Origin of the sequence: Halomonas sp. Cn5-12 (assembly GCF_021532545.1) — a bacterium.
Classification (GTDB): domain Bacteria; phylum Pseudomonadota; class Gammaproteobacteria; order Pseudomonadales; family Halomonadaceae; genus Vreelandella; species Vreelandella aquamarina.
Genome location: NZ_JAKGAY010000077.1, coordinates 1 through 1258, shown reverse-complemented (window position 1 = coordinate 1258; position 1258 = coordinate 1). Strand labels below are relative to the sequence as shown.

Sequence of the window (1258 nt, the reverse complement as noted above, 5' to 3'; positions counted from 1 at the left end):
AAGGTACGCAGTCACCCAACAAGTGGGCTCCTACTGCTTGTACGCACACGGTTTCAGGATCTATTTCACTCCCCTCTCCGGGGTTCTTTTCGCCTTTCCCTCACGGTACTGGTTCACTATCGGTCAGTCAGGAGTATTTAGCCTTGGAGGATGGTCCCCCCGTCTTCAGTCAAGGTTTCTCGTGCCCCGACCTACTCGATTTCACGTGATCAGATTTTCGACTATGGGGCTATCACCCGCTATGGCCAGACTTCCCAGTCTGTTCGTCTAATCTGTCACACGCTTAAGGGCTGGTCCCCGTTCGCTCGCCGCTACTAGGGGAATCTCGGTTGATTTCTTTTCCTCAGGGTACTTAGATGTTTCAGTTCCCCTGGTTCGCCTCTTACGCCTATATATTCAGCGTAAGATACTCATCTGTTGATGAGTGGGTTTCCCCATTCAGAGATGTCCGGGTCACAGGTCGTTTGCCACCTCACCGAACCTTATCGCAGGCTACCACGTCTTTCATCGCCTCTGACTGCCTAGGCATCCACCGTGTGCGCTTCATTGCTTGACCCTATAACCCGAAGGGGTCTGGACTCTCGCAATGATAACGATTGCCGGATACGCTTGAGACGTATCACTTAACAATTACGTATGAACGTTTAAAACGTTCATGTCAGCATGATATACATTGTTAAAGAGCAGCTGTTCAATGAACAGTGATAAGAAGACGCATTACGCCGTGCTTATCAATGGTCACGAAACAATCACAAACGGGGTTTATCTAAAAAACAAGAAGATAATGGTGGAGCCAAGCGGGATCGAACCGCTGACCTCCTGCGTGCAAGGCAGGCGCTCTCCCAGCTGAGCTATGGCCCCATTGTTTTTTTGCAAAACCAACCTCTTGTATAAATTTCCGTAAGACGAGAAAAACACCTCAATGCATAATCATGTTATACGAGGAGTGTTTTAACACCGCATCACAGGAATTTGGTGGGTCTGGGCAGACTTGAACTGCCGACCTCACCCTTATCAGGGGTGCGCTCTAACCAACTGAGCTACAGACCCAAGAGGGGATCGTGCATCAACCGTTTGCTCTACTATCTGATCAGGTAATTCATTGTGAGCGCTTACCGCGAGGGATGATGTATCGTTTAAGGAGGTGATCCAGCCGCAGGTTCCCCTACGGCTACCTTGTTACGACTTCACCCCAGTCATGAACCACACCGTGGTGATCGCCCTCTTGCGTTAGGCTAACCACTTCTGGTGCAGTCCA

Annotated in this window: 2 tRNA genes and 2 rRNA genes; all 4 read right to left on the bottom strand. The window is 49.9% G+C overall.

Annotation, left to right across the window (positions count from 1 at the left end):
* Positions 1 to 556, bottom strand: a 23S ribosomal RNA gene (locus L1249_RS17365); the annotation flags it as partial.
* A gap of 229 nt (positions 557 to 785) precedes the next feature.
* Positions 786 to 861: transfer RNA gene (locus L1249_RS17360), tRNA-Ala, on the bottom strand.
* A gap of 112 nt (positions 862 to 973) precedes the next feature.
* Positions 974 to 1050: transfer RNA gene (locus L1249_RS17355), tRNA-Ile, on the bottom strand.
* An 87-nt stretch (positions 1051 to 1137) separates the two neighbouring features.
* Positions 1138 to 1258, bottom strand: a 16S ribosomal RNA gene (locus L1249_RS17350); the annotation flags it as partial.